The sequence below is a fragment of the Streptomyces sp. TBY4 genome (genome assembly GCF_024213195.1).
Lineage (GTDB): Bacteria > Actinomycetota > Actinomycetes > Streptomycetales > Streptomycetaceae > Streptomyces.
In genome coordinates, this window is record NZ_JANAVF010000034.1 from 1 (window position 1) to 20,460 (window position 20,460).

Annotated in this window: 20 protein-coding genes and 1 pseudogene; 10 read left to right on the forward strand and 11 right to left on the reverse strand. The window is 71.7% G+C overall.

The window, feature by feature from the left end; all coding sequences use genetic code 11:
* The coding region (locus NLX94_RS38365) for a hypothetical protein (RefSeq protein ID WP_254387934.1) at window positions 1–210 on the forward strand (210 nt) is incomplete at its 5' end.
* A 171-nt stretch (window positions 211–381) separates the two neighbouring features.
* On the opposite strand, the gene NLX94_RS38370 is transcribed toward NLX94_RS38365, so the two are convergent.
* Complete coding sequence (locus NLX94_RS38370) at window positions 382–1,023, reverse strand: DNA-3-methyladenine glycosylase (RefSeq protein WP_254387935.1); 642 nt, start codon at window positions 1,021–1,023, stop codon at window positions 382–384.
* Between the two features lie 140 nt (window positions 1,024–1,163).
* Between NLX94_RS38370 and NLX94_RS38375 the strand changes: the two genes are divergently transcribed.
* From NLX94_RS38375 to NLX94_RS38385, 3 genes are all read left to right on the forward strand, one after another.
* Window positions 1,164–1,946 (forward strand): sporulation protein, encoded by a 783-nt coding sequence (locus NLX94_RS38375; protein ID WP_254387936.1) that lies wholly within the window; start codon window positions 1,164–1,166, stop codon window positions 1,944–1,946.
* 68 nt (window positions 1,947–2,014) lie between these two features.
* On the forward strand, window positions 2,015–2,548 hold the full coding sequence (locus NLX94_RS38380; RefSeq protein WP_254387937.1) for a YbhB/YbcL family Raf kinase inhibitor-like protein: 534 nt from the start codon (window positions 2,015–2,017) through the stop codon (window positions 2,546–2,548).
* A 162-nt stretch (window positions 2,549–2,710) separates the two neighbouring features.
* On the forward strand, window positions 2,711–3,214 hold the full coding sequence (locus NLX94_RS38385; RefSeq protein WP_254387938.1) for an HNH endonuclease: 504 nt from the start codon (window positions 2,711–2,713) through the stop codon (window positions 3,212–3,214).
* A 59-nt stretch (window positions 3,215–3,273) separates the two neighbouring features.
* Here NLX94_RS38385 and NLX94_RS38390 read toward each other — a convergent pair whose 3' ends face one another.
* The 4 genes from NLX94_RS38390 to NLX94_RS38405 form a co-directional block, all read right to left on the reverse strand.
* Window positions 3,274–4,044 carry a sulfite exporter TauE/SafE family protein gene (locus tag NLX94_RS38390; RefSeq protein WP_254387939.1) on the reverse strand — a complete coding sequence of 257 codons (771 nt, stop codon included), beginning with the start codon at window positions 4,042–4,044 and terminating at the stop codon, window positions 3,274–3,276.
* A 126-nt stretch (window positions 4,045–4,170) separates the two neighbouring features.
* Window positions 4,171–5,178 (reverse strand): SPFH domain-containing protein, encoded by a 1,008-nt coding sequence (locus NLX94_RS38395; protein WP_254387940.1) that lies wholly within the window; start codon window positions 5,176–5,178, stop codon window positions 4,171–4,173.
* Between the two features lie 158 nt (window positions 5,179–5,336).
* A complete protein-coding gene (locus NLX94_RS38400; protein ID WP_254387941.1) occupies window positions 5,337–5,768 on the reverse strand; it encodes an NfeD family protein in 432 nt (143 codons plus the stop codon).
* A 65-nt stretch (window positions 5,769–5,833) separates the two neighbouring features.
* A complete protein-coding gene (locus tag NLX94_RS38405; protein WP_254387942.1) occupies window positions 5,834–6,628 on the reverse strand; it encodes an ABC transporter ATP-binding protein in 795 nt (264 codons plus the stop codon).
* A 141-nt stretch (window positions 6,629–6,769) separates the two neighbouring features.
* On the opposite strand from NLX94_RS38405, the gene NLX94_RS38410 reads away from it, so the two are divergent.
* The gene (locus tag NLX94_RS38410) at window positions 6,770–7,555 is read left to right on the forward strand and encodes a hypothetical protein (protein ID WP_254387943.1); all 786 of its coding nucleotides are present in this window, start codon (window positions 6,770–6,772) and stop codon (window positions 7,553–7,555) included.
* Between the two features lie 363 nt (window positions 7,556–7,918).
* Here the strand turns inward: NLX94_RS38410 and NLX94_RS38415 are convergent, their stop codons facing one another.
* The 3 genes from NLX94_RS38415 to NLX94_RS38425 all read right to left on the reverse strand — a co-directional run bounded on the left by NLX94_RS38415 (window position 7,919) and on the right by NLX94_RS38425 (window position 10,101).
* Window positions 7,919–8,164, reverse strand: coding sequence for a chaplin (locus NLX94_RS38415; protein WP_254387953.1), 246 nt, complete (start codon window positions 8,162–8,164; stop codon window positions 7,919–7,921).
* A gap of 112 nt (window positions 8,165–8,276) precedes the next feature.
* Complete coding sequence (locus NLX94_RS38420) at window positions 8,277–8,945, reverse strand: response regulator transcription factor (RefSeq protein ID WP_254387944.1); 669 nt, start codon at window positions 8,943–8,945, stop codon at window positions 8,277–8,279.
* Window positions 8,938–10,101 (reverse strand): GAF domain-containing sensor histidine kinase, encoded by a 1,164-nt coding sequence (locus tag NLX94_RS38425; RefSeq protein ID WP_254387945.1) that lies wholly within the window; start codon window positions 10,099–10,101, stop codon window positions 8,938–8,940. The genes NLX94_RS38420 and NLX94_RS38425 overlap by 8 nt, the downstream gene beginning before the upstream one ends.
* Before the next feature lie 214 nt (window positions 10,102–10,315).
* Between NLX94_RS38425 and NLX94_RS38430 the strand changes: the two are divergent.
* The 3 genes and pseudogenes from NLX94_RS38430 to NLX94_RS38440 all read left to right on the forward strand — a co-directional run.
* Window positions 10,316–11,014, forward strand: a pseudogene (locus NLX94_RS38430) (SDR family NAD(P)-dependent oxidoreductase); the annotation flags it as partial.
* Window positions 11,015–11,409: 395 nt separating this feature from the next.
* Entirely contained in the window at window positions 11,410–12,528 is a 1,119-nt protein-coding gene (locus tag NLX94_RS38435; protein ID WP_374684073.1) for an S-adenosylmethionine:tRNA ribosyltransferase-isomerase, read from the forward strand.
* A gap of 307 nt (window positions 12,529–12,835) precedes the next feature.
* Window positions 12,836–13,516 carry a transglycosylase SLT domain-containing protein gene (locus NLX94_RS38440; protein ID WP_254387947.1) on the forward strand — a complete coding sequence of 227 codons (681 nt, stop codon included), beginning with the start codon at window positions 12,836–12,838 and terminating at the stop codon, window positions 13,514–13,516.
* A 108-nt stretch (window positions 13,517–13,624) separates the two neighbouring features.
* On the opposite strand, the gene NLX94_RS38445 is transcribed toward NLX94_RS38440, so the two are convergent.
* Window positions 13,625–16,180 carry an FHA domain-containing protein gene (locus NLX94_RS38445; protein ID WP_254387948.1) on the reverse strand — a complete coding sequence of 852 codons (2,556 nt, stop codon included), beginning with the start codon at window positions 16,178–16,180 and terminating at the stop codon, window positions 13,625–13,627.
* 279 nt (window positions 16,181–16,459) lie between these two features.
* Here NLX94_RS38445 and NLX94_RS38450 point away from each other — a divergent pair, with 279 nt between their 5' ends.
* On the forward strand, window positions 16,460–18,031 hold the full coding sequence (locus NLX94_RS38450; protein ID WP_254387949.1) for a glycosyltransferase family 39 protein: 1,572 nt from the start codon (window positions 16,460–16,462) through the stop codon (window positions 18,029–18,031).
* 66 nt (window positions 18,032–18,097) lie between these two features.
* Window positions 18,098–19,297, forward strand: a complete 1,200-nt coding sequence (gene serB, locus NLX94_RS38455; protein ID WP_254387950.1) for a phosphoserine phosphatase SerB — start codon at window positions 18,098–18,100, stop codon at window positions 19,295–19,297.
* 93 nt (window positions 19,298–19,390) lie between these two features.
* Here the strand turns inward: serB and NLX94_RS38460 are convergent, their stop codons facing one another.
* Window positions 19,391–19,909, reverse strand: coding sequence for a histidine phosphatase family protein (locus tag NLX94_RS38460; RefSeq protein WP_254387951.1), 519 nt, complete (start codon window positions 19,907–19,909; stop codon window positions 19,391–19,393).
* Between the two features lie 141 nt (window positions 19,910–20,050).
* Window positions 20,051–20,275: a hypothetical protein gene (locus NLX94_RS38465; protein WP_254387952.1), complete on the reverse strand. Its 225-nt coding sequence runs from the start codon at window positions 20,273–20,275 to the stop codon at window positions 20,051–20,053.
* Window positions 20,276–20,460 lie beyond the last annotated feature (185 nt).

Consider the following 20,460-nt stretch of genomic DNA (forward strand, 5'->3'; position numbering starts at 1 on the left):
AAGTGGACGGGGTATCAACTTCTGGCGTTGATTTTTGGCACGCTGTTGAGTTCTCAAGGAACGGACGCTTCCTTTGTTCCTGTTTCCAGGCCCTCCGGGCGCTTCCTTCGTTTCCAACTCTACCAGATCATTTCCGTTGTCGTTTCCGACTCTGGATTTGAATTCGGTGACCGTTGGGGGTCTTTGCCTTTCGGCGCTCCACCACATTAGCGCTTATCCCGTGCGGCTCATAATCGGCCGTTCGGAATCGAATTCGGGCATGCCGAATAAGACCCCGCCAGGGGTAAGTCGTAGGTAGTGGGTTGGCCGCTCCGGGGGTCTGCCGATGGCAGTGCCCCGTTCAAGCGGCTCGGGCTACGTTAGGCGTCCGCCGGGGTCGAGTCAAGTTGAGCGGCGGCGTGGCGCGTGGGCCCGGTACGGGCTCACCGTCGGGTCGTGGGTGATCCAGTAGCGGTACGGGTGGGCCGCGCCGGCGCCGCCCACTCCGGTGCGGGGGCCGTGACTCCGCAGGTCCGGTGAGGTGGGGATGCCCGTAAGGAGGGACAAGGGGGAATCCGGGCCCGCGCAGAGGTCCGTGCCGTCCAGGGAGCGGTCCACGTCCAGGGCGGTGGCCAGGCGGGCCGGCCCCTTGGCCAGTTCTCGGTCGCTTCTGGCTGAGACTCGGCGTTTGCGGGCCAGCTCCGCGCCCACAGTGATCTCCCCCGCCCGGAGCAGGACCCCGCTCGCGTGGCCCGGCGGGCCGCAGACCAGGTTGAGGCTGAACCACATGCCGTAGATGAAGTACACGTACGCGTGTCCGGGTGGACCGAACATCGACGCGTTGCGCGCCGTCCGGCCGCGGTAGGCGTGGGAGCCCGGGTCTGCTTCCCCCTCGTACGCCTCCACCTCCGTGATGCGCAGTTCCATGGGGCCGTCCGGGGTGCGGCGGACCAGGGTGCGGCCGAGGAGGTCCGGGGCCACGGTGAGGACCGGGCGGTCGAAGAAGGACCGGGTCAGGGGCGTACGGTCGGGGCGCGCGCTCATCCGGTCGAGCGTAGTGGACTGCGTGGTCCTGCAACCGGGGCCTAAGGTTCCGCGTTTGTAGGGGTAGTGCTGCGCGTGGTCGTCGCGCGCGTCCTGCCGAGCAGAACTTTTTCCAGCACGTCGTATAGGGGAGTCAGAGCATGGGGTTCAAGAAGCTGTTCGCGAGCCTGGGTGCCGGTGGTGCTTCGGTCGACACGGTCATCACCGAGCCGAACGTCGTGCCGGGCGGGATCGTCCAGGGCGAGGTGCGGGTCCAGGGCGGGTCCGTGGAGCAGCAGATCGAGGGGCTGTCCGTCGGGCTCCAGGCGCGGGTGGAGGTGGAGGGCAACGACCAGGAGTACAAGCAGGACGTGGTCTTCACCAAGCAGCGTCTCGGCGGTGCCTTCCAGGTGCAGGCGGGCGCCCTGCACGTGGTGCCGTTCGGTCTGGAGATCCCCTGGGAGACGCCGATCACCCACTTCGGGGGGCGTCAGCTGCACGGGATGAACATCGGGGTCAGCACGGAGCTGGAGATCGCGCGCGCGGTCGACGCCGGTGACCTCGACGCGATCAACGTGCACCCGGTGCCGGCGCAGCAGGCGATCCTCGACGCCTTCGCGCAGCTGGGCTTCACCTTCCGCAGCGCCGACATGGAGCGCGGGCACATCCGGGGGACGCGGCAGACGCTGCCGTTCTACCAGGAGATCGAGTTCCTGCCGCCGTCGCAGTACCGGGGGCTGAACCAGGTCGAGCTGACCTTCGTCTCCGACGGGCGCGAGATGGACGTCGTCCTGGAGATGGACAAGAAGCCGGGCCTGTTCAGCGAGGGCAGCGACACCTTCCGCCGCTTCCAGGTGGGGCTGCAGTCCTACCAGGGCACCGACTGGGCGGCCTACCTGAACCAGTGGATCTCGTCCGTGGGTTCGCAGCGCAACTGGTTCTGAGCAGATCTAGGCTCGGGTCCGGTACAGGTACCGGTCAGCGTCGACTCAACCCAGCAGGAGGTTCCGCAGTGGCCGAGCAGAGCAGGGCGCCGCTCCCCCACGATTTCCATCCGGCGGTGCACGCGTTCACCGTGAGCAGCGCGGACGTGGAGCCCGGGGCCGATCTGGGGTCCGATCAGGTGCTGTCCGGTGGGAACGTGTCGCCGCACCTGCGGTGGGAGGGGTTCCCGGAGGGCACCAAGAGCTTCGCGGTGACCTGCTTCGACCCGGATGCCCCGACGGGCAGCGGGTTCTGGCACTGGGTGCTCTTCGATCTGCCGGTCTCGGTGACCGAGCTGCCGGCCGGGGCGGGCACCGGGAAGTTCGAGGGGCTGCCCGCAGGGGCCGTCCACGTACGCAACGACTACGGCACCAAGGACTTCGGTGGTGCGGCTCCCCCGGCCGGGGAGCGGCACCGCTACGTGTTCACCGTGTACGCGGTGGATCAGGAGAAGCTCGGTCCCGGTGCGGACGTGTCGCCGGCGGTCGTCGGCTTCAATCTGCGGTTCCACACGCTGGGGCGTGCGCAGCTCGTCGGTGAGTACGAGGCCCCCGCGGGCTGAGCGTTTCCGCCCTTCGTTCTCCGAGCGTTAGCCCGGTCCTGGTCTAAAGACGGCCAGGACCGGGCATTTTTATTGCGTTGTCCCGCGTGGCGCGCGCGACCAGAGTGGTTGCGGGCCTCGCCGCCAGGGTGGTCGCGGGCCTGCACACGGGAGGTGGGCGAGATGCGGGACACGCTGGTGCTGAACGCGAGCTTCGAGCCGCTGTCGACGGTGACGATGAACCGGGCGGTGGTCCTGGTGCTCCAGGACAAGGCCGTCGTCGAACAGGCGCATCCCGAGTTCCGCGTGCGGGCGGCCACGATGGAGCTTCCGCTGCCGCGGGTGATCAGACTCTGCAGGTACGTGCGGGTGCCCTTCCGGAGACATGCTCCCTGGTCACGGAGGGGGGTGTTGATCCGGGACCAACACCGGTGCGCGTACTGCGGGAAGCGCGCGACGACCGTGGACCACGTGCTTCCGCGGGCTCAGGGCGGTGGGGACACCTGGCTGAACACGGTGGCCTCCTGCTCCGAGGACAACCACCGCAAGGCGGCCCGGACTCCGGAGGAGGCGGGGATGCCGCTCCTCCGGAAGCCCTTCGTCCCCTCGCCGGCCGACGCCATGCTGCTCGCGCTGGGAGTGGGCGGGCGGGAGGCGCTGCCGGAGTGGCTGGAGCGTTCCGCGTAGGGCGGGATCGTCCGGCCGGGTAGACGGCCGTGCTGGGCGGCGTAGATCTTCTACGTCGCTCAGCGGAGCAGCAGCTGAACGATCGCGATGATCCCGACGGTCACGATGACCCCGCGCAGCACGGTGGGCGGCAGGCGGCGGCCGACCTTGGCGCCGAGCTGGCCGCCGATGGTGGAGCCGACGGCGATGAGCAGGACGGCCGTCCAGTCGAATTCGGCGACGAAGAGGAAGAAGACGGCCGCGATGCCGTTCACCAGGGCCGCGACCACGTTCTTCACCGCGTTGATCCGCTGCAGGTCCTCGTGGAGCAGCAGGCCCATCAGGCCGAGGTAGAGCACGCCCTGGGCGGCGCCGAAGTAGCCCCCGTACGCGCTGGAGAGCAGCATGCCCGACAGCAGCAGCGGGCCGCCGTCGGGGTGGCCGGTGTCGCCCCCCGCGGCCTCCTGGCGCCTGCGCAGGGCGGCGGCGAGCCGGGGCTGGAAGACGACGAGGACGAGGGCCAGGCCGATCAGGACGGGCACGATCGTGTCGAAGGAGTCCGACGGCAGGGTGACGAGCAGGATCGCGCCGGCGAGTCCGCCGACGAGGGAGACGGCGCCGAGCCGGATGACGCGGGCGCGCTGGCCCTGGAGCTCCTTGCGGTAGCCGATGGCTCCGCTGATCGAACCGGGCACGAGGCCGAGGGTGTTGGAGACGTTGGCCGTGACCGGCGGCAGGCCGGTGGCCAGCAGCACCGGGAAGGTGATGAGGGTGCCGGAACCGACGATGGTGTTGATGGTGCCGGCGCCGATGCCGGCCGCGAGGACCGCGAGTGATTCCCAGACGGACATGGGTGGGGTCGTCCCCTTTGCATGAGTGAGTCGCCTCCCCGCCGTGAAGGTCGGGGGGCCTCACTGATCATGCCGGAGGGGACGGCCCGTTCGGTCCGTCGGCCCGGTCGGGACCGGTCGGCCGGTTCAGTCGATGGGGGGCTGCTCGCGGCGTTCCGCGGCGTCCTTGGTGCGGGCGGCGGGGATGCCGCCGCCCGCGGCGCCGTCCTTACCGCCGTCCTTGCCCGCATTCTGCGGGTTGAAGCCGGAGGCGGCGCCCATCGGGCCGAAGTTGCCCATGGCTCCGGAGAGGCCCTTGAGGGCGTCGCCGATCTCGCTCGGGACGATCCAGAGCTTGTTGGCATCGCCCTCGGCGAGCTTCGGCAGCATCTGGAGGTACTGGTAGGCGAGCAGCTTCTGGTCGGCGTCGCCGGCGTGGATGGACTCGAAGACCGTACGGATGGCCTGCGCCTCGCCCTCGGCGCGCAGGGCCGCGGCCTTGGCGTCACCTTCGGCGCGCAGGATCGAGGACTGCTTCTCACCCTCGGCGCGCAGGATCTCGGACTGGCGGACACCTTCGGCCTGGAGGATCGCGGCGCGCTTGTCGCGGTCGGCGCGCATCTGCTTCTCCATCGAGTCCTGGATGGAGGTCGGCGGCTCGATGGCCTTCAGTTCGACGCGGTTGACGCGGATGCCCCACTTGCCCGTGGCCTCGTCGAGGACCCCGCGCAGGGCCGCGTTGATCTCCTCGCGGGAGGTCAGGGTCCGCTCCAGGTCCATGCCGCCGATGATGTTGCGGAGCGTGGTGACGGTGAGCTGCTCGATGGCCTGGATGTAGCTGGCCACCTCGTACGTCGCGGCGCGGGCGTCGGTCACCTGGTAGTAGATGACGGTGTCGATGTTGACGACCAGGTTGTCCTGGGTGATGACGGGCTGCGGCGGGAAGGGGACGACCTGCTCGCGGAGGTCGATCCGGTTGCGGATCGAGTCGATGAACGGGACGACGATGTTGAGGCCGGCGTTGAGGGTGCGGGTGTAGCGCCCGAACCGTTCGACGATGGCGGCGCTGGCCTGCGGGATCACCTGGATCGTCTTGACCAGTGCGATGAAGACCAGAACCACCAGAATGATCAGAACGATGATGATCGGTTGCATGCGGTTCCCCGTGCCCTTCCGGCTGTCTGTGCTGCCCCGTTCAGCGGAGTCTCGCAGACCCCGGGGCCGCGGGTCGGCTGCTTGCCCACATGTGACTTGCTCACATGCGGCTTCTCACATGCGTCTGCTCACAGGTGAGTTGCTCACGTGCTGGTCCGTCACATGACGACGGCGGTCGCCCCGTCGATCTCCACGACGTCGACGGACTGGCCCGGTTCGAAGGTGATGTCCGCGTCCAGGGACCGTGCCGACCAGATCTCCCCGGCGAGTTTGATCCGGCCGCCGCCGCCCGCGTCCACGCGTTCCAGGACTACGGCGCTGCGGCCCCTCAACGCGTCGATTCCGCTGCGGTGCTGGGGTTTCTGGCTGCGGTGCCGGTTGGCGATCGGGCGGACGACCGCGAGCAGCGCGACCGACACGACCACGAAGACCAGGACCTGGGCGACCACTCCCCCGCCGAGGGCCGCCGTGACGGCGGCCGCGACCGCTCCGGCGGCGAACATTCCGAACTCCGGCATCGCGGTCAGGACGAGGGGGATGCCCAGTCCGACCGCGCCGATGAGCCACCACACCCACGCGTCGATGTCCACATGGTCATGGTAGGTCGGGTGGGCGCGGTCCGGACAGGGTGCGGGAAGCCCGGCCGTGGCTCCAACTACCGCAGGGGCAGGCCCTGGGCGGTCCAGCGGTCGCTGTCGTTGCGCTCGACGACGAGCGGCAGGCCGAAGCAGAGGGAGAGGTTGCGGGAGGTCAGTTCGAGATCGATGGGTCCGGCCGCGACCACCTTGCCCTGACGGATCATCAGCACGTGGGTGAAGCCGGGGGCGATCTCCTCGACGTGGTGCGTGACCATGATCATCGACGGCGCGAGCGGATCGCGGGCGAGCCGGCCGAGGCGTCGTACGAGGTCCTCGCGGCCACCGAGGTCGAGGCCGGCCGCGGGCTCGTCGAGCAGCAGCAGCTCGGGGTCGGTCATCAGCGCGCGGGCGATCAGGGTGCGCTTGCGCTCGCCCTCGGAGAGGGTGCCGAACTTCCGGTCGAGGTAGGGCGTCATCCCGAGGCGGTCGAGGAAGGCGCGGGCGCGCTGCTCGTCGACCTCCTCGTACTCCTCCTGCCAGGTGGCCGTCATGCCGTACGCGGCGGTCAGCACGGTCTCCAGGACCGTCTGGCGCCGGGGCAGCTTGTCGGCCATCGCGATGCCGGCCATCCCGATGCGGGGGCGCAGCTCGAAGACGTCCACCTTGCCCAGGGTGCTGCCGAGGATGGTGGCGGAGCCCTTGGTGGGGAAGAGGTAGCTGGAGGCGAGGTTCAGCAGCGTGGTCTTGCCGGCGCCGTTGGGGCCGAGGATCACCCAGCGCTCCCCCTCCTTGACCGACCAGGAGACCTGGTCCACCAGAGCCCGGCCCTCGCGGACCACGGATACGTCCACCAGCTCCAGAACATCGCTCATGAGCGTGTTGTCTCCCCTTGCAGTCTCGGTTCGTCTGTGCGCCGCCCCGTCGTGGGGCGCGGCCCCAGGGGAAAACCTACGCCACTCGGGGAGGAGTCCGGGCGCGGGCCCGGGTCCAGAGGGCGTCCGTAAAGTAGGGGGATGCTTTTCGAACCGCGTTCAGGGCGGCTGGCCGCCTGGGGGAACGCTCTGCTGGCCGGTCTCGTCTCGCCCGACGAGGCCGTGCTGTCGATCGTGGGCGAGGACTCCGTGCACCGGGTGGAGGGGCTGCCCGGGGAATCCGGCCCGGTGGGCCTCACCCTGGCGCTGGGCCGGCTGCGGGCGCTGGGCGTGACCGGACTGCGGGTCGCCCTCCCGGCGCCCGGGCACCCGCTGGGGCTGAGCGGGCCGCCGGAGTTCAACGCGAGGGCGCTGGACGCGGAGGAGGCGGTCGTCGCGGTGGGCTCGGCGGTCGGGCTGGTCCCGGAGGTCGTCGAGGCCGGGCCCGCGGGCGATGTGCACGTAGCGGTGACCTGGCACTGCCTGCCCGTACGGGAGGCCCCGCCGGCGGACGTGCCGTCGCTCAGCGAGGCGGAACGGGAACTGGCGGAGGCGCTCCGCGAGGCCACGGTGGTGCTGACCCGGCTGGACGTGGCGGGATCCGGGCCGGTCGCGGAGGCGGCGCTGTCCGCGTACCGGGCGCGGACGGAGGCCGGGCGGGACGCGCTGGCGCCGGGGTATCCGGCGCGGGCGGTACGCGTCCTGTCGCTGGCGCAGCGGGTGGACCTGATGGTGTCGCTCGCCACCGAGCGGGGGCACGGCGCGGCGGTGGCCGCCTCGGAGATGGCGGCGCGGGCGGAGGCGCTGCGGCCGGTGGAGCGGGTCGCCCGGCGGGCGCTGGTCGCGGCGTACAACTCGGCCGTTGAGGAACGGGAGCGGGGGCTTTAGCCTCCGGCTCGGGGTGGTGGGGTGAGCCTGCGGCTCGGGGCGCCTACGGATGCCCCCAGCGGCGAAGCATGGGGCCGCGGCTGCGCCGGGCCTTCTGGGGCTCCGCCCCAGACCCCGCGCCTCAAACGCCGGCGAGGCTGGAATTGCCCTGCAGCGCCGTGAGGCCCGCCCTGCGGAGCAGTGCGAGCACCGCGCCGAAAAGGGGATCGGCCCCGCTTCCCAGGGAGAGGGGGGAAGCGGGGCCGAAGTTCCCGGCCGCTGCGCGGGCCCCGCGGCTGGGCAAGCCCGACTGCACCGCCGGTCGGAGGCCGGCGCAGCGGGGCGAAGCCTGCGAAGCAGTGCGAGCACCGCGTCAAGAAGGCGTCAGTTGTTGACGCCCGTGTTGCCCCAGGCGCCGTTGAGCAGGCCGATCACGTTGACCGAGTTGCCCACCACGTTGGCCGGGATGTGGACGGGGAGCTGGAGCTGGTTCCCCGCGGCCACGCCGGGCGAGTTCAGGGCCTCGCCCTCCGCCGACGCACCGCCGTGCGCCGACGAGACACCCGCGCCGGCGGCGAGGAGGCCGCCCGCGATCATGGTGACGGCGGTGGCCTTCTTGATGTTCTTCACGTTCTCGTCCTCCAGTACGTCTGCCGCGGCCAGCCGCCGCGGCACGTCATGAAGAACGGTGATCGGATGAATGGGGTGCGCCATGTGGGCTACATACACCCGACCGTATGAATCACTGCGCGATGCCGTGTCTGACCGCCCACAGGGCCGCCTGCGTACGGTCCGCGAGGTCCAGCTTCATGAGGATGTTCGAGACGTGCGTCTTGACCGTCTTCTCCGAGAGGACCAGCGCGCGGGCGATCTCCCGGTTCGAGCGCCCGTCCGCTATGTGGTGCAGCACCTCGCGCTCCCGGTCCGTCAGGTTGCCGCCGCGGACGGATGAGGGGCCGGGGCCCTCCTCCGCCAGCAGGGCTCCGGCGACCTCCGGCTGGAGGAGTACGTGGCCCGCGTGCACGGAGCGGATGGCGGCGGCCAGGGCGTCGGGGTCTATGTCCTTGTAGACGTAGCCGGCCGCGCCCGCTCGCAGGGCGGGGACCACCGTGCGCTGCTCGGTGAAGCTGGTGACGATCAGCACCCGGGCCGGGTTCTCCAGGCCGCGCAGCCTGCGCAGGGCCTCGATGCCGTCGGTGCCGGGCATCTTGATGTCCATCAGGATGACGTCGGGGCGCAGTTCCTCGGCGCGCTCGATGCCCTCGCCGCCGTCGGCGGCCTCGCCGACCACCTCGATGTCGTCCTGGACCTCCAGGAAGGTGCGCAGGCCCCGCCGGACCACCTGGTGGTCGTCCACGAGCAGTACTTTGATGCCGAGGCCTCGGGCGCTGCGGCCCGGTGTGTCAGCCACCGGGTACCTCCAGTTCGATCGTGGTGCCGGCGCCGGGATCGGACCGCACGGTGAGCCGGCCGCCGACGCCGGCGGCCCGGTCCCGCATGGAGACCAGGCCCAGGTGCCGGCCCGCCCGGCGGACGGTGGGCGGGGAGAAGCCGGTTCCGTCGTCCGTCACCCGGAGCAGCGCTCCTCCCCCGGTCCCGCGGCGGGTGAGGGTGACCTCGACGCGGTCGCCCGCCGAGTGGCGCAGGGCGTTGTGCAGGGCCTCCTGGGCCACGCGCAGGACCGCCTCCTCCTGGGCCGCGGGCAGGGCCCGTACGCCGTCGCAGGTGAAGGTGACGTGCGCGGTGTGGGCCCGGTCCAGGACGCGGACCTGGTTGCGGAGGGTGGCGATCAGGCCGTCCTCGGCCAGGGCGGCGGGGCGGAGCTCGGTGACGGCCGCGCGCAGTTCGTCTGCGGCCTCGGCCGCGAGGGTGGCGACCTGCTGGAGCTCGTCCTTGGCCCGGGCGGGGTCGCGGTCCACGAGGGCGGCGGCGGCCTGGGCGGTCAGCCGGAGGGAGAAGAGCTTCTGGCTGACCGCATCGTGCAGCTCGTGGGCCAGCCGGGAGCGCTCCTCGGCGATGGTCAGCTCGCGGCTGCGCTCGTAGAGGCGGGCGTTGGTGAGGGCGATGGCCGCGTGCTGGGCGAGGAGGGAGAGGAGCTCCTCGTCCTCGTCGGTGAAGCCGCGGACGCCGCCGGGGGCGCTCCGCTTGTTGGCGAGGAAGAGCGCGCCGAGGGTCTCCTCGCCGTCCCGGATCGGCAGCCCGAGGAAGTCGGACATGTCGGGGTGGGCGGAGGGCCAGCCCTCGAAGCGGGGGTCCCGGCGTACGTCGGCCAGCCGCTCGGGGCCGTCCTGGTGGAGCATCGCGGCGAGGATGCCGTGCTGGCGGGGCAGCGGGCCGATCGCCCGCCACTGCTCCTCGCTGACGCCGTCCACGACGAACTGGGCGAAGCCGCCGTGGTCGTCCGGGACGCCCAGGGCCGCGTACTCGGCGTCGAGCAGCTCGCGGGCCGAGGCGACGATCGTGCGCAGCACGTCCCGGACCTCCAGCCGGCGGCTCATGGCGAGCAGCGCGGTGCTCACGGCGGCCAGGCCGCCGCCGCGGGGGGCTCGGTGCGGTCCGGAGTGCATGGCCTCACGGTACTCGGGGCGCGCGGGCGGGCGGATCGGGCTCGGGGCGGAGGCGGCTGGGGCTCGCGGCGTAGGTCCGGGCGTAGGCCTCGGGGCCGGAGACGGCCTAGGGCGAAAGGACCCGGCGGGGTGCGGCCCGCGGCCGAGGCGGACGGGCGGTGCGGTTCCTAGGTTGGGGCGTGTGCCGAACGGTACGGAGGGCGAGGGTGTGGTCATGGCTGTGGCGATGGTGACGGGGGCGTCGAGGGGGCTGGGCAGGGCGGTCGCCGGGGAGCTGGCGGCGCGGGGCTGGGACCTGGTGCTGAGCGCGCGGGCCGCGGGGCTGCTGGCGGAGGCCGGTGAGGAGCTGCGGGCGGCCGGTGCGCGGGTGTCGGTGGTGGCCGGGGACGTGTCCTCGGCGGCGCACCGGGCGGAGCTGGTGGCGGCGGCGCGGGCGCTGGGCGGGCTGGACCTGCTGGTGAACAACGCGGGCGTACTGGGCGCGGAGCCGTTGGTGCCACTGGCGGTGCACCCGCTGGAGGGGCTGCGCGAGGCGTTCGAGGTGAACGTGGTGGCGCCGCTGGGGCTGGTGCAGGAGGCGCTGCCGCTGCTGCGGGCCGCGGGCGCCGGGGCGGTGCTGAACATCAGCTCGGACGCGGCGGTGGTGCCGTACCGGACGTGGGGGGCCTACGGGGCGACCAAGGCGGCGGGCGACCTGATGTCGGCGGTGCTCGCGGGCGAGGAGCCGGGGCTGCGCGTGTGGTGGGCCGACCCGGGCTCGATGCGGACGCGGATGATGGCGGCGGCCGAGCCCGGGGAGGACCTGGCGGGGCTGCCGGGCCCGGAGGAGGTGGCTCCGCTGCTGCTGAGGCTGGTCACGGAGCGGCTGCCGAGCGGCCGGTACACGGCGGAGGCCCTGGCCGGGGCCGGGCCGGAGCGGGCCGGGGCGGAGCGGGCCGGGGCGGAGCGGGCCGGGGCGGAGGAGGGCGGGGCCCAGCAGGCCGGGGAAGGACAGCCCCGGGCCCAGCAGGGCGGGGCGGAGCAGGCCGGGGCCGAGCAGAACCGGGCCGAGCAGGCCGAGGCCGGGCAGGGCAGGGCCCGGCAGGCCGGGGCAGCGCAAGCCCGAGCCCAGCAGGCCGGGGCGGAGCAGGGCGGGGTAGGGCAGGACCGGGGAGCGCAGACCCAGGCCCAACAGGCCGAGGCGGCGCAAGACCGGGCCCAGCAGGCCGAGGCGGCGCAGGACCAGGCCCAGCAGGCCGGGGCAGCGCAGGACCAGGCCCAGCAGGCCGGGGCAGCGCAGGACCAGGCCCAGCAGGGTGGGGTGGGGGCGTGAGGGGGGAGGGGGTGCGAGGGGTATGGGAGAAGGGACTGTATATAAGGGACATTCCGCCGGGGCTTGAGGCCCGGGTTCCGGCCGAGCAGCGGGGGGTGGGGGCGGGGCGGGACTCCGTGCGGCTGTTGGTGTCGCGGGGGGCGTCGGACGTGTCGCTGCACGCCTTCCGGGAGCTGCCTGGGCTGCTGCGGGCCGGGGACGTGCTGGTGGTGAACACTTCGGCGACCCTGCCCGCCGCCGTGGACGGGCGGCTCGGCGGCGAGGAGATCGTCGTGCACTTCTCCACGCGGGGCGACGGCGACGACGGCCGCTGGTCGGTGGAGCTCCGCGAACCCGCCGGGCGGGGGACTACGCGGGCTCGGGGCGGCGGGCCCGCCGGCGGGGTCGTGGAGTTGCCCGGTGGGTGGCGGCTCGTGCTGGAAGGGCCGCTGGTTCCGGGGGCGGACCGGTTGTGGTGGGGGCGGGCGGAGGCGCCGCGGGGGTCGGACGAGGGGGTGCCCGCGCTGCTGCGCTCGTACGGGCGGCCGATCCGGTACGCCTACACCGACCGGGACCAGCCGCTGTCGGCGTACCGGACGGTCTTCGCGGTGCCGCGCCCCGACGGGGCCGGTTCGGCAGAGATGCCGAGTGCGGGCCGGCCCTTCACGGCGGGGCTGGTGGCGGAGCTGGCGGCCCGGGGGGTGTGGTTCGCCCCGCTGACCCTGCACACGGGGGTGGCCTCGCAGGAGGCGCACGAGCCGCCGTACCCGGAGCGGTACGAGGTGCCCGCGGCCACGGCCCTGCTGGTGAACACCGCGAGGGCGGCGGGCGGGCGGGTGATCGCGGTGGGGACCACGGCGGTGCGGGCGCTGGAGTCGGCCGCCGGCGGGGACGGGGTGGTGCGGGCCGCCGCGGGCTGGACCGGCCTGGTGGTGACGCCGGAGCGCGGGGTGCGGGTGGTGGACGGGCTGCTGACCGGGCTGCACGAGCCCGGGGCCTCGCACCTGCTGATGCTGGAGGCGGTGGCCGGGCGGGAGGCCGTACTGCGCGGGTATGCCGAAGCCGTGGCGAACCTGTGCCTTTGGCACGAGTTCGGGGACGTCCATCTGCTACTCAAGGATGAGAACCGTCACTGAACGGATTGCTGCCGCAACTGCTGGTGAGATTGATACGTGACCGATGTGAGCCCGCACATAGGACGCACATCACTTACGAAGCTCCCTAGTGGATGGATAAGGGCGCTGTTAGCACTGCCCTGGCAGGTGCTGAGCCCCGAAATCGGGGCTCTGCTCCGGCCCCTGATCCACTAAGCGGGATCGTACGTCACACCTTTGCCACAGGATTTTGCCACCGCTAAGAATTGCTCCCGTCGCACAGCGCCGCGGATCCCGGATCCGGCAGGCGCTTTCCTGCGGCCCCCGCTATTCGAAGAGGTTGCTACGCATGTCCGAGACCAGCACTCCCGGCCACAGTCGTCGTCTGACGAAGGCGCACAAGCTTTCCATCGCCGGTGTAGCCACCCTGGGCGCAGCCGCCCTCGCCTTCTCCCTCGTCCCGGCCTCCGCCGGTGAGACCTCGACGGCCGTGGCCGCGGTCCCCGTCGCCTGGTCCAAGGTCGTCGACGGCGCGCAGACGCAGGCCGTGCAGCAGCACCTCACCGTTCAGCAGGTCGTCGCGGGCCAGCAGGCCAAGGTCGCGCAGGACGCCAAGGACGCCGCCAAGGCCAAGGCCGAGGCCGCCGCGAAGAAGGACCGCGAGCAGAAGGCGGCCGCCAGCCGCTCCGCGAACCGCGTGCCGGTCTTCGCGAACAACCTGGACGGCTGGATCAAGGAAGCCCTCTTCATCATGAAGCGCGAGGGCATTCCGGGCACCTACGCCGGGATCCACCGCAACATCATGCGCGAGTCGAGCGGCAACCCGCTGGCGATCAACAACTGGGACATCAACGCCCAGAACGGCATCCCCAGCAAGGGTCTGCTCCAGGTCATCGCCCCGACCTTCAAGGCGTACCACGTCAAGGGCACCAAGTTCGACCAGTACGACCCGGTCGCCAACATCGTCGCCGCCTGCAACTACGCGGCCGACCGCTACGGCTCCATGGACAACGTCAACAGCGCCTACTAGGCCTTGCGGCGTCCTCCCCAGCCCCCCATGCGCCTCAGGGCGGCCCCGGTGTTCCGGAGCCGCCCTGAGGCGTTCTTGCGTGCCCGCGTACGGGACCTCGCGGTGGCGCTACTTGCCCGCGCGCATGACCTCGGGCTCGTGGCGGCGCAGCAGACGCTGCACCGCGAAGCCGCAGGCGACGCCGAGGAGCAGCAGGACCGTGATGTTCAGGCTCCACTGGCCGACCGTGGCGTCCCAGAGCGGGTCGGTGTTGGTCGGGTTGGCCGCGTCCCACGGCGGCATGAGGACGCCGAGGTTCAGGGTGGTGCCGGCGGCGGCGATCGCCCAGCGGGACGGCATCAGCCAGGCGAACTGCTCCAGGCCCGGGGAGTCGTAGACCTGGAAGAGGATGCCGGTGAAGACGACCTGGACGATCGCGAACATGACGAGCAGCGGCATGGTCTTCTCGGCGGTCTTCACCAGCGAGGAGATCACCAGGCCGAACATCATGGAGGTGAAGCCCAGCGCGATGACCGACAGGCAGATCTCCACGGCCGGCGGCATCAGCAGGCCCTCGGCGGGCAGGTCGCGCGGGGCGAAGCCGATCGCGCAGATGATCACGCCCTGGATGGCCGTGATGACGCCGAGGACGATCACCTTCGAGGCGAGGTACGCCGACCGGGAGAGGCCGGTCGCGCGCTCGCGCTCGTAGATCACCCGTTCCTTGATCAGCTCGCGGACCGAGTTCGCGGCGCCGGAGAAGCACATGCCGACCGCGAGGATCAGCATGATCGTGCCGGCGTCGCCGTTGAAGCGGGACGGCGCCACGGGCGGCGCGAGTCCGAACTTCGCGGGGATGACGACGGAGACCACGCCGAGGACCGCCGGGAGGATCAGCATCAGCCCGATGAAGCCCTTGTCGGACGCGATGACCGACATGTAGCGGCGCATCAGCGTCCAGAGCTGGGAGCCCCAGCCCTGCGGCTTCGGCGGCCGGGTGGACTGCACGGCGGGCTGGACCGACTGGGGGGCGACCGCGTCGATGTCGGCGGCGTACAGCTGGTAGTGCTGCGAGCCCTTCCAGCGGCCGGCCCAGTCGTAGTCGCGGTAGCTCTCGAAGGCGGAGAACACGTCGGCCCAGGTGGAGTAGCCGAAGAAGTTCAGCGCCTCGTCCGGCGGGCCGAAGTACGCGACCGAGCCGCCCGGGGCCATGACCAGCAGCTTGTCGCAGATGGACAGCTCGGCGACCGAGTGCGTGACGACGAGGACGGTGCGGCCGTCGTCCGCGAGGCCGCGCAGCAGCTGCATGACGTCGCGGTCCATGCCCGGGTCCAGGCCGGAGGTGGGCTCGTCCAGGAAGATCAGCGAGGGCTTGGTCAGCAGCTCCAGGGCCACGGACACGCGCTTGCGCTGGCCGCCCGAGAGGGCGGTGATCTTCTTGTCCTTGTGGATGTCGAGCTTGAGCTCGCGCAGCACCTCGTCGATGCGGGCGGCGCGCTCGGACTCGGCGGTGTCGCCCGGGAAGCGGAGCTTGGCCGCGTACTTGAGGGCGGTGCTGACCTTCAGTTCCTTGTGCAGGATGTCGTCCTGCGGGACCAGGCCGATGCGCTGGCGGAGCTCCGCGAACTGCTTGTACAGGTTGCGGTTGTCGTAGAGGACGTCGCCCTCGTTGGCCGGGCGGTAGCCGGTCAGCGCCTTGAGGAGCGTCGACTTGCCGGAGCCGGAGGGCCCGATGACGCCGATCAGCGACTTCTCGGGGACGCCGAAGGTGACGTCCTTGAGGATCTGCTTGCCGCCGTCGACCGTGACCGTGAGGTGGCGGGCCGAGAAGGAGACGTCACCGGTGTCGACGAACTCCTCGAGGCGGTCGCCGACGATCCGGAAGGTCGAGTGGCCGACGCCGACGATGTCGTTCGGGCCGAGCAGGGCGGTGCCGGACTTCGCCAGCGGCTGGCCGTTGACGTAGGTGCCGTTGTGGCTGCCGAGGTCGCGGATCTCGAAGCGGCCGCCCGGCATCGAGTGGAACTCGGCGTGGTGGCGGGAGACCTGGAGGTCGGAGACCACCAGCTCATTCTCCAGCGCACGGCCGATGCGCATGACGTGGCCCAGCGCGAGCTGGTGGAACGTCGTCGGGCTGCGGCGGTCGCCGTACCCCGGTCCCGGGGTGCCGCCGCCCGGCTGCTGCTGGTGCTGCTGCGGCTGGTGCTGCTGCTGCGGGAAGGGCTGGGCCTGCGGCTGCTGCGCCTGCTGGGCGTGCTGCTGCGGGAACGGCGGAGCCTGCTGGACCTGCTGCTCCCAGGGCTGCGCCTGCTGGGCGTGTGCCTGCTGGGCCTGCTGGGCCTGCGGTTGGTGCGCGTACGCCTGGGCCGGCGACTGCTGCGCCGGGGCGGCCGCGCCCGCGACGGGGTTCAGCCGCGGCCCGTCGGTGGCGTTGCCCAGGTGCACCGGCGTGCCCGGTACGAGCTCGGCCTGCTGGACCCTCGCCCCGCGGACGTACGTGCCGTTGGTGCTGCCGTGGTCCTCGATTCCCCAACCTCGCCCGTTCCAGGCGATTGTGGCGTGCCGCCACGACACCCGGGCGTCGTCGATCACCACGTCTCCCTGGGGGTCGCGCCCCAGCGAGTACGACCTGGACGGATCGAGCGTCCAGGTCCTTCCATTCAATTCCAGTACGAGTTCCGGCACTCCAGCCCCACTTAAGTCCCCCGAGAATCCCCCATGACGTCAGGGAGTCTAGGGATGGCGAACATCCGGGGGAACTATTTCAGGCGCACGGCCACAAGGGGAATCCGGCCCCGCCGGAGGGCCCGCACAGGAAGGCCCGTGGGGGACGAAAGTCACCCGGAGAGTGAGATAGAGGACTTCTCGGCGGTGCCGGTGCGCTCCCCGGCCGGGACAGAATGGCTAGCGGACAACGGCCGTCCGCTTCCGCTGCGCCTTCCGGCTCCACCCCACAGGACTGCAATGACGCATACAGATCACGCCGCACCGCCCGGCACCGAGCGCCCCCGACCGCTCGGCCCTCGGAGCGCTGCCCTCGGAGCACGTCGGGCGCTACGGCGGCGCCCGACGGCCGCGCTGGTCTGGCTGCTGCCCGCGCTGGCGACCCTCGGCACCGGCCTCTACCGGATCAGCACCCCGGTGCTGTGGCAGGACGAGCTGGCCACCTACTCGGTGGCCCGGCGGCCCCAGGGCGCGCTGCTGGACATGCTGCAGAACGTGGACGCCGTGCACGGCACCTACTACCTGCTGCTGCACCACTGGATCGGGCTCTTCGGCGATTCCCCCGCGATGCTCCGCCTCCCCACCGTGCTGGCGATGGCCGGCGCGGCGAGCTGCACGGCGCTGGCCGGCAGACGGATGTTCGGCGCGCGCGCCGGACTGGCCGGCGGCCTCGTGTTCGCGCTGATACCGGCCGTCACCCGGTACGGGCAGGAGGCCCGGTCCTACGCCTTCGTGGTGCTGGTCGCCGCACTGGCACTGCTCCTGCTGCTGCGGGCCCTGGAGCGGCCCGGCCCGGTGCGCTGGCTCTGCTACGCGGCTTCGGTGGCGGCCGCCGGCTACTTCCACCTGGTGTCGCTGGTCTTCCTCGGCGCACACGCGGTCGGGGTCGCCCTGTACTGGTGGAAGGACCGCAGGCAGTGGCGGATACCCGCCGGCTTCGCCCTGGCGGCCGGCCTGGGCGTGGCCTGCACCTACCCCCTGATCAGCCTGGGCGAGAAGCAGGCGGACCGGCAGATCGGGTGGATACCCAAGCCGGCGCCGGGCGACCTGGCCGGGATCTGGCCGCAGATCTTCTCCAGCACCCCGATGGCGGCACTGCTGGGCCTGGCCGCCGCCCTCGCCTGGGGCAGCAGACACAGGCGGTCGGCGCTCTTCGGCACGGTCGCGGTGGTGGCGCCGGTGATCACGATATGGGTGATCTCACAGCAGGCCGCCGTCTCCTACTTCATGCCGAAGTACCTGTTCTTCGTCCTGCCCGCGTGGGCGGTGATGGCCGGGGCCGGGATCGCGCTGGTCCGGGTGCGCGGGATGGTGGCGGCGTTCGTGGTGATGGCGGTGCTGGTCGCCCCGGACCACATCGCCATGCACAAGCCGCTCTCGCACGCCGCGTACACCTACCCCGCACCGGTCACCTGGTTCACGCCGCTGGACTACCGGGCGGCGGCCGAGATCGTCGCCGCGGGCTACCGGCCGGGGGACGCGGCGGCCTACGGGCAGCAGCAGAGGGCCCTGTGGTGGGCCGTGGACACCGGGGTCGACTACTACCTGCCGTCGCGCATCCACCTGCCGGACGTGCTGCTCGGCCAGAGCGGCGAAGAGCACAACGACCTGTGGCCGACCCTGGACCCCGACCCCGCCGGCGCGGTGGACGCCCTGGCACCGCCGCGGATCTGGCTGGTCTCCAAGGACGACGGCGGCGACCCCTTCACGACCCTGCCGCCCGAACACGCCAAGGCCCTCCAGGAGCGGTACGTGCAGGAGAGCTACCAGCAGGTCTCGGGCATGTCCGTCGCGCTGCTGGTGCACCGCTGACATGCGGTCCCGGAGGGTGGGACGGGGGTCCTGGGCCGGCGGCGGGGAAGATACGGTGAGGGCACCATGAGCGCTTCGCAGACCTCCGACGTCCCCACCCTCCTCGTCAAGATCTTCGGCAAGGACCGTCCCGGGATCACCGCCGGGCTGTTCGACACCCTCGCCGCCTACTCCGTCGACGTCGTCGACATCGAGCAGGTCGTCACCCGAGGCCGCATCGTCCTGTGCGCCCTCGTCACCCACCCGACCGCCGGCACCGAGGGCGAGCTGCGGGCCACCGTCCACAGCTGGGCCGAGTCCCTCAAGCTGCAGGCCGAGATCCTCTCCGGCACCGGTGACAACCGGCCGCGCGGCAGTGGCCGTTCGCACGTCACCGTGCTCGGGCACCCGCTCACCGCCGAGTCCACGGCCGCCATCGCCGCGCGGATCACCGCGACCGGCGGCAACATCGACCGCATCTTCCGGCTCGCGAAGTATCCGGTGACGGCCGTGGAGTTCGCCGTCTCCGGCACCGCCACCGAGCCGCTGCGCACCGCGCTGGCCACCGCCGCCGCCCAGATCGGCGTCGACGTGGCCGTGGTCTCGGCGGGGCTGCACCGGCGGGCCCAGCGGCTCGTCGTGATGGACGTGGACTCGACCCTGATCCAGGACGAGGTCATCGAGCTCTTCGCCGCGCACGCCGGCTGTGAGGCCGAGGTCGCCGAGGTGACCGAGCGGGCCATGCGCGGGGAGCTGGACTTCGAGCAGTCGCTGCACGCCCGGGTCGCGCTGCTGGCCGGGCTGGACGCCTCCGTGGTGGACAAGGTCCGCTCCGAGGTGCGCCTCACCCCCGGCGCCCGGACCCTGATCCGCACGCTCAAGCGCCTCGGGTACCAGGTGGGCGTGGTCTCCGGCGGGTTCACCCAGGTGACGGACGATCTGCGGGAGAGGCTCGGGCTGGACTTCGCCTCCGCCAACACCCTGGAGATCGTCGACGGGAAGCTGACGGGCAAGGTCACCGGTGAGATCGTGGACCGGGCCGGCAAGGCCCGGCTGCTGCGCCGCTTCGCCGCCGAGGCCGGTGTGCCGCTGGCCCAGACGGTGGCCATCGGTGACGGCGCCAACGACCTGGACATGCTGAACGCCGCCGGGCTGGGCGTGGCCTTCTGTGCCAAGCCGGTGGTCCGCCAGGCCGCGCACACCGCGGTGAACGTGCCCTTCCTGGACGCCGTGCTCTACCTGCTCGGGATCACCCGCGAAGAGGTCGAGGCCGCCGACCTGGCGTGACGCAGACGTCCATCCCTCCTACGACGGAACGGGCCCCGGCACTCTCGAAGTGCCGGGGCCCGCTCTGTCGGCGTGGTCGTCGTTGTCTACGCGTCAGTGGTGCGGGGTCCAGAAGTCCAGCAGGGTGCCCACGCCGTGTTCCACGGACTTCCACGAGCCGGTGAAGGAGACGACGGCGATCCCGGAGGTCGGGAAGCCGCTGCGGTTCATCCGGGCGAGGACATCGCCCTGCGCGCTCCCCGCGAGGGCGTCGGCCAGTGCGTGCATGCCGGGGTTGTGGCCGATGACGAGGAGGTTCTTCACTTCGTCGGAGGTCTCGTTGACCAGGGCGATGAGCTCGCCCAGGGAGGCTTCGTAGAGCCGTTCCTCGTACGTGGTCTTCGGCCGGTGCGGCAGCTCCTGGACGGCCAGCTTCCAGGTCTCCCTGGTCCGGGCCGCACTGGAGCAGAGGGCCAGGTCGAAGGTGATGCCGGTCTGGGCCAGTTTCTGGCCCGCGGCCGGTGCGTCGTGACGGCCGCGCTCCGCTAGGGGGCGGTCGTGGTCCGTGCCGTCCGACCATTCGGCCTTGGCGTGCCGGAGGAGGACGATCCTGCGGGGTGTGTCGGCGCTCATGACTCCCAGCTTCGCATGGATCGAGCCACGGGGCGCAGGGTGTTGAGGGGGTCCCCCGCAGGTGTGGGAGGCGTGGGCGGTGCGCAGGGGCGTGCCCCGGCGCACGGCCGCGGGGTCGCGCTCCCGGTGGCTGGCGCCCCGTCAGCCGACGGCGTTCAGCAGGCGTTCGGTGACGTGGACGAGCGTGGAGCCTTCGCCGGAGGCGGCGTGGGCCTGGCCGGATCCGGCGAGGAGTATGAACAGGAGGCCGAAGGCGAGGGCGGGCAGCGCGAGCGCCCACCAGGGCAGCCGGGCGTCGGCTCCGGTGGCGCGCAGGGCGCGGGGGGCTGCCGGGTGGCGGGGGGCCAGGTGTGTGGGGGCCGACATGGCCGCCTCCGTGGAGTGTGTCGGGCGGGCTCGCTCTTGCTCTTCGAATCTAAGGATTCGAGCAGGCGGTTCCCATCCGGGACGCACCCCAGATGTCCCTGAGCCTGACCCCCTAGATGAGTCATTCCGAATGATCAGTGGTCGTAGGCGACCAGTGATCGTGTGACGGGCTGGCGGGTCTTGTG